The 7,512-nt window shown below is 39.0% G+C and carries 4 protein-coding genes and 1 pseudogene; all 5 read left to right on the top strand.

What is annotated here, in order from left to right:
• Positions 1-101 precede the first annotated feature (101 nt).
• The 5 genes and pseudogenes from MAQA_RS07535 to MAQA_RS07515 all read left to right on the top strand — a co-directional run bounded on the left by MAQA_RS07535 (position 102) and on the right by MAQA_RS07515 (position 7,485).
• On the top strand, positions 102-377 hold the full coding sequence (locus MAQA_RS07535; RefSeq protein WP_036072738.1) for an Fpa/YlaN family protein: 276 nt from the start codon (positions 102-104) through the stop codon (positions 375-377).
• Positions 378-524: 147 nt separating this feature from the next.
• Positions 525-1,695: pseudogene (locus tag MAQA_RS07530) on the top strand (FtsW/RodA/SpoVE family cell cycle protein).
• 302 nt (positions 1,696-1,997) lie between these two features.
• The gene (gene pyc, locus MAQA_RS07525) at positions 1,998-5,438 is read left to right on the top strand and encodes a pyruvate carboxylase (RefSeq protein WP_036072736.1); all 3,441 of its coding nucleotides are present in this window, start codon (positions 1,998-2,000) and stop codon (positions 5,436-5,438) included.
• 283 nt (positions 5,439-5,721) lie between these two features.
• Complete coding sequence (locus tag MAQA_RS07520) at positions 5,722-6,531, top strand: ABC transporter permease (RefSeq protein WP_036072733.1); 810 nt, start codon at positions 5,722-5,724, stop codon at positions 6,529-6,531.
• A 15-nt stretch (positions 6,532-6,546) separates the two neighbouring features.
• Positions 6,547-7,485, top strand: coding sequence for an ABC transporter ATP-binding protein (locus MAQA_RS07515; protein ID WP_036072730.1), 939 nt, complete (start codon positions 6,547-6,549; stop codon positions 7,483-7,485).
• Positions 7,486-7,512 lie beyond the last annotated feature (27 nt).

The following is a 7,512-nucleotide window of genomic DNA, read 5'->3' as shown; positions in this document are numbered from 1 at the left end:
TGAATAGAAAGCATTTGCAGACTGTTTTTTTTATGCTTATACTTTTAGGTATAGAAAGAGTAGATTAAGCGTTTATCGCGTACGACAGGGGGTCATCTGTGATGGATCAAACGGATCATCGGAATCAGGCGGTGGAGTTACTAAAAGAAGATGCGAAGCGAATACTACAGCTCATTAAAGTTCAGATGGATAACTTAACATTGCCGCAGTGCCCAGCGTATGAAGAAGTATTGGATACGCAAATGTACGGTTTGTCACGGGAAATTAATTTTGCTATTCGTTTAGGACTTCTTGAAGCTGAAGAAGGCAAGAAACTTTTAGCAACGCTTGAAAAAGAGTTATCAACTTTGCATGAGCTCTCGATGAATAAACAATAACCAAAAAAAGGGTCTGCGTTTTTTGCGGACGCTTTTTTATTATTAAAATTCTTTGCTTTTGAGAGGCGATTACTTTTCACGAGGCATTTTTTTCATTATAATAGAAAAAATGGGCTTTCGAGGAACAACTAGGATTGGAAGAGGGATATGTTAAAAAGAATTTTAAAGTCATATGACTATTCACTAATTGTTGTCTATATTTTACTTTGTTTGTTCGGTCTAGTTATGGTCTATAGTGCAAGCTGGTCGCTTGCCTATCGTCATGAATTACCGGCTGATTTTTATTATGTTCGTCAGGTGAAAAACTTGTGCATTAGCCTCGTCTTTTTTTATTGGATTTGCTCTTTTTCCGTATCATGTTTTTTCAAAAAAAATAAGTTTTTGATTCCAATGATGTTTGGTTCGGTATTACTGTTACTGATGATCTTTTTTGTTGGACATGCCGCAAATAATGCGCAAAGCTGGTTTCGTCTAGGAGCTGCTTCTCTTCAACCAGGGGAGTTTGTAAAAATTTCCGTCATCATTTATTTGGCTGCTATCTATGCGAAAAAGCAAAGTTACATAGATGATTTTAACAGAGGGGTATTACCTCCTGTGTTTTTCCTAGCTTTTTGTTTGCTTTTTAATTGCTATACAGCCTGATCTTGGTACAGCAATGATTATTTTTCTTACGGGTTGTTGTATTATTTTGTGTTCAGGCATGCGTCTTAAAAGCATGCTAAAACTTATCGGGCTTGGTATTGGAATTTTAGTTGTGCTCACGCTTATTGTTTTGCTTTTACCGGATCATATCCAGTCCCAAATCATTTCACCGACGCGTCTCGGACGATTTACTGGCTTTATGAATCCGTTTCGTGACCAAGGAACGACCGGGCATCAATTAGTTAACTCTTATTATGCGATCGGTTCTGGTGGCTTTTTCGGCCAAGGACTTGGGCAAAGCGTACAAAAGTTAGGCTATTTGCCTGAAGCTCATACAGATTTCATTATTGCTGTAATCTCAGAAGAATTAGGCGTTTTCGGAGTGCTTTTTGTGCTCTTTGGACTGTTTTTTATCATCTTTAAAACGATTGTGACAGGACTTCGTACAGACAATCCATTCGGCTCTTTGATTTGTTATGGGACCGCTGGATTGATTGGTATTCAAGCGTTTATCAACTTGGGCGGAGCATCTGGAACGATTCCGATTACAGGGGTGACACTTCCTTTTATTAGTTACGGAGGTTCGTCTCTCATGGTGCTTTCGATTTTGATGGGCATTGTGCTTAATATTGGGATGTTTTCCAACTATAAACGAAAATATGGCAAACAAGAATAGCGAAAGAAAACACTTTGCTTGGAAAAAGTGTTTTCTTTTTTTACGAATGTTTAGTGGGTGGATAAACGAAAATGTATGTGTTTTTTTGAATAGTTTTTCAATGTCAGGAGAAAACAATTTACTTTTGGTACCTTTTAATACTATAATTAGGGGTATATCTTGCATCCTATTGCTGACGTTTTTCCAGAGAACGAAATAAGCAGAAGATACACAAAATTAAAAAAAGCAAAGCCGTTTAAACCTCTTTCGAGTGTTTTGGCTGATACGCTTAAAAAGGCGGAGTGTTGGTTAGGAGGAAAATTATGAATCAAATTAAAAAAGTGCTTGTTGCAAACCGCGGTGAGATTGCGATTCGGGTATTGCGTGCCTGCACTGAACTCAAAATCAAGACAGTAGCGATTTACTCACAAGAAGATACCGCAGCTTTCCACAGATATAAAGCGGATGAAGCTTATTTAGTTGGGGAAGGGAAAAAACCGATTGATGCTTATTTGGATATTGAAAATATAATTGAGATTGCCAAAGAAGCTTCCGTTGACGCTATTCATCCTGGATATGGATTCCTTTCGGAGAATATTGAATTTGCAAAGCGATGTGAAGAAGAGGGCATCATTTTTGTTGGTCCAAAATCGAAACACTTAGATATGTTCGGCGATAAAATTAAAGCTAAAGAACAAGCGCTTTTAGCGGGGATTCCAGTTATTCCAGGTAGTGATGGACCAGTTTCTGGAATTGAAGAGGTTATTCAATTTGGGAAAGAGAATGGCTATCCTCTTATGATTAAGGCTTCTCTTGGCGGTGGCGGACGTGGAATGCGTGTTGTTGAAGCTGAAGAAAATGTGGAAGAAGCTTTTAACCGAGCTGCCTCAGAAGCAAAAGCTGCTTTTGGGAACGATGAAGTTTATGTGGAAAAATGTGTGATGAATCCGAAGCATATTGAAGTGCAAATCTTAGGAGATTCACATGGCAACATTGTCCACTTGTTTGAACGGGATTGTTCTGTTCAGCGTCGCCATCAAAAAGTAGTGGAAGTGGCACCATGTAATGCTATTACAACGGAACTTCGCAGCAGAATTTGTGATGCTGCTGTTAAATTAATGAAAAATGTTTCTTACTTAAATGCCGGTACGGTTGAATTTCTTGTTGAAGGAGAAGATTTCTATTTCATTGAAGTGAATCCACGTGTTCAAGTTGAACACACGATTACAGAAATGATCACAGGAATCGATATTGTACAAAGTCAGCTTTATATTGCTGATGGCTACTCGATGCACGACCAACTTGTTGCAATTCCAAAACAAGAAGAAATCCGAATCAATGGTTCGGCGATTCAGTGCCGGATCACAACGGAAGATCCACTTAATAATTTTATGCCAGATACAGGGAGAATCAATACTTACCGTTCAACAGGTGGATTCGGTGTGCGTCTAGATGCTGGAAATGGTTTCCAAGGAACAGTTGTTACGCCATTTTATGATTCGCTTCTTGTTAAGCTTTCTACTTGGGGAATGACTTTTGAACAATCTGTTCGTAAAATGGTGCGGAATCTTATTGAGTTTCGAATTCGTGGCGTGAAAACGAATGTGCCGTTCTTATTAAACGTAGTTCGCCATCCTGACTTTATCAGTGGAAACTACAATACATCATTTATTGACTCAACGCCTGAACTTTTTAAATTCCCGCATGTACGGGACCGAGGAACGAAAACGTTGCGCTACATAAGTAACGTAACTGTAAATGGGTTTCCAGGGATTAAGCAAGAAGAAAAGCCGGTTTCTGATGAACCTCGCGTGCCGAAAATTCCATATGATGAGCCGATTCCAAATGGGACGAAACAAATTCTGGATGAAAAGGGACCACTTGGTGTGGCAGATTGGGTTAAACAGCAAAATGAAGTGTTACTGACAGATACAACACTCCGGGATGCTCACCAGTCCTTACTTGCAACGCGGGTGCGTTCAAAGGATATTTTCCGAATTGCCGATGCGATGGCACACTTGCTTCCAAATATGTTTTCATTTGAAATGTGGGGCGGGGCGACATTTGATGTTGCTTATCGTTTCTTAAATGAAGATCCATGGGTTCGACTTGAAACCCTTCGGAAACAAATTCCAAATGTTATGTTCCAGATGCTTCTTCGCGGGGCCAATGCAGTGGGTTACAAAAACTACCCAGATAATGTGATTCGCGAATTCGTGAAGCTTTCAGCAGATTCTGGTATCGATGTTTTCCGTGTGTTTGATAGTTTGAACTGGATTAAAGGCATGGAAGTGTCCATTGAAGCAGTTCGTGACTCAGGCAAAATGGTGGAAGCAGCGATTTGCTATACAGGTGATATTGATGACGAAACGCGGACGAAATACACCATTGATTATTATAAAAACATGGCGAAAGAATTAGTGGCGCAAGGAACACATATTCTTGGGATTAAGGATATGGCCGGATTACTCAAGCCTCAGGCAGCTTATCGCTTAATTAATGAACTGAAAGATACTGTTGATGTGCCTATCCATTTGCATACCCATGATACAAGCGGAAATGGTATTTACACATATGCAGCTGCTGTTAGTGCGGGTGTGGATATCGTTGATGTGGCGTCCAGTGCAATGAGTGGGGCAACGAGTCAACCAAGCATGACCGGACTTTACTACGGGCTTCAAAACGGAAAACGTCAGACGAATTTAGATGCACATAACTCGCAGATCATTAACCACTACTGGGAAGATGTTCGGAAATATTACAAGGATTTTGATAATGCTCTTAATTCACCGCAAACAGAAGTTTATATTCATGAAATGCCAGGCGGACAATATACCAACTTGCAGCAACAAGCAAAAGCAGTGGGTCTTGGTGATCGTTGGGATGAAGTGAAACAAATGTATACGACTGTTAACCAAATGTTCGGAGACATCGTCAAAGTGACACCTTCTTCCAAAGTAGTAGGAGATATGGCGCTCTTTATGGTTCAAAATGATTTGACTGAAGAATTGGTTTACGAAAAAGGTGAGTCGCTTGACTTCCCTGATTCTGTCATCGAATTTTTCAAAGGTGAAATTGGACAGCCGTATGGTGGTTTCCCTGAAAAACTCCAAAAAATTATTTTAAAAGGACAAAAACCGCTAAGTGATCGCCCAGGAGCTAATATGGACCCTGTTGACTTTGTGGCAGTGAAGAAAGAATTACAGGAGAAGATTGGCTACGAACCTTCTGAGAAAGACGTTCTTGCATATATTCTTTATCCAAAAGTATTCCTTGACTATCAAGAAATGATCAACAAGTACGGGGATGTTACGGTGCTTGACACACCTACTTTCTACAAAGGAATGCGACTTGGAGAAACAACGCAAGTAGAGCTTGAAAAAGGAAAAATTTTACTAATCAAGCTGAATTCCATCGGAGAACCGATTGCGGACGGAACACGTGTGATCTACTTTGAATTAAATGGACAACCACGTGAAATTAATATCCAAGATTTCAACGTTCAATCAACTGTGATCGCAAGACGTAAGATTGATTCAACGAACCCAGAACACGTTGGGGCAACTCTTACTGGATCTGTTATCCAAGTAGTGGCGAAGAAAGGTCAACGTGTGAAAAAAGGCGATTCTCTTCTGATTACAGAAGCAATGAAGATGGAAACAACGATTCAAGCGCCGTTCGACGGAGAAGTTAATACGATTTATGTTTCTGACGGAGATACGATTGAATCAGGTGATCTATTGATGGAAGTAAGCCGAATTTAAATGAGTGACACAGGCAGGTGCGAGGGGTTCCTCGCACCTGTTTTTTTAGTTGAAAGTTTGGAATAACGCTTTACAAAATCGTGTTTTTAGGGTAACTTTACATAGGGTAGTGTTTCAAATGAAAAAGCACTACCCAAAATCTTGTAACTTGCACGAAATGGAAGAATTGACATACGTCATAGTAAGCAAAAGCATCGGAAACGGGTAAGTTCGGTTAGGAGAGATGCTTATAGCAATGAAATAAAAATCTTTGTTTTGACTAATCTGAGAAAGAAGTGTTTTTGTGAAACAAGTGTTTGAAGTTTTAAAAGAACAAGTGAAACATACGCCTATGATGTTCCGAATTGCTCGTTATGAAGATCGAGCAAGCTACCAAAGTCACTATCTCGGGATTTTGTGGGAAGTTTTAAATCCACTGATACAAGTTGCTATTTACTTTCTTGTGTTCGGCTACGGATTCCGTGGTTCACAAATGATTGCAGGAAATGTCAGCTTCCTCGAATGGATGCTTGCCGGAATCGTACCATGGTTTTTTATTAACAGTGTCGTACTCCAAGGAACAAATAGTATTTTTAATAAAATTAATATGGTTTCAAAAATGAATTTCCCAATGAGCATTTTGCCAAGTATTACAATTGTGTCTAACTTAATGAGCTTTGTCGTTATGCTTGTTATCATGCTCGGCATTTTCTTATTAAAAGGGACTCCAATTACCATCTACTGGTTCCAGTTTATCTATTATTTTATAGCGATGATTTTCTTTTTATTCGCGTTTTCACTTTTTAATGCGACTGTTATGATTTTAATTCGCGACTATAATTTAGCTTTACAAAGTGTTATGCGTGTACTCTTTTACTTAACGGGGATCGTTTGGAATATTCCATCGCTTCTTCCTCACTGGGCAGCAAATCTCTTACAGCTAAACCCATTCATGTATCTTGTAAATGGCTTTAGAGACTCATTTCTTATGAATAAATGGTTTTTTGAAATGCCATCCTATACGCTTTATTTTTGGTGTCTGACAGCATTTTTCTTAGTTGTCGGCTCCACATTATACATGAAATTCCGTGAAAGATTTGTAGACTTTATTTAAAAGGAGACGTATCTGATGAGTAAAAAAGTAAAAATCGCTTTCAATCATGTTTCCAAGCAATTTGATTTATTCCAAAATAAATCGGATCATATCAAAGCTCTGTTTCAGCCGAAGAAGTCTTTTGATTCGTTTTGGGCACTGAAAGATGTTAACTTTAAAATTTATGAAGGGGAATCTGTCGGACTGATTGGGATTAATGGTTCGGGAAAGTCGACCATTTCTAATTTGATTTCTGGCGTCATTCCAGCGACTGATGGTGAAGTAGAAGTGAACGGAGAAGCTTCTCTCATTGCCATCAATGTAGGTTTTAAAGCTCCGCTAACAGGGATTGAAAATATTCGTTTGAAATGCTTGATGCATGGACTTAAAAATAGTGAAATTGAACGGTTGATTCCAGATATTATTGATTTTGCGGATATTGGTGATTTTATCAATCAACCTGTGAAAAATTATTCGAGTGGGATGCGTTCTCGACTTGGTTTTGCTGTTTCAGCACATATTGACCCTGATATTCTTGTGATTGATGAAGCTCTATCAGTAGGGGACCAAACTTTTTATCAAAAATGTGTGGATAAAATTGAAGAATTTAAAGCGCGAGGAAAAACGATTGTTTTCGTTAGTCACTCACTTGGACAAGTGAAAAGCTTGTGTGATCGAATTGTTTGGATGCACTACGGAGAAGTTCGAGAAGTAGGGCCATCTGCTGACGTGGCTGTTTTATATGATGAATTTGTTAAATGGTTTAACAATCAGCCAAGGTCTTTTAAGAAGGAATATCAATTGGAAAAAAAGGCGAAACAGAAGAATCCGCCTAAAACGCGCTACCCGAATCCTAATCTAGGCAAGTACAAATTGAGCGGGCTAGATAAGATCATTCTTACAGGGATTGTCATTGGAACAGGGCTATTCGGAACGTTGATTTCGCTTGGAAAATCATTCCTCGGCCTATTTTAAAAAAGAATGACCGCAATTTGCGGTCAT

Origin of the sequence: Listeria aquatica FSL S10-1188, from assembly GCF_000525795.1 — a bacterium.
In the GTDB taxonomy this organism is placed as follows: Bacteria; Bacillota; Bacilli; order Lactobacillales; family Listeriaceae; genus Listeria; species Listeria aquatica.
This window is presented reverse-complemented; position numbering and strand designations above follow the sequence as displayed.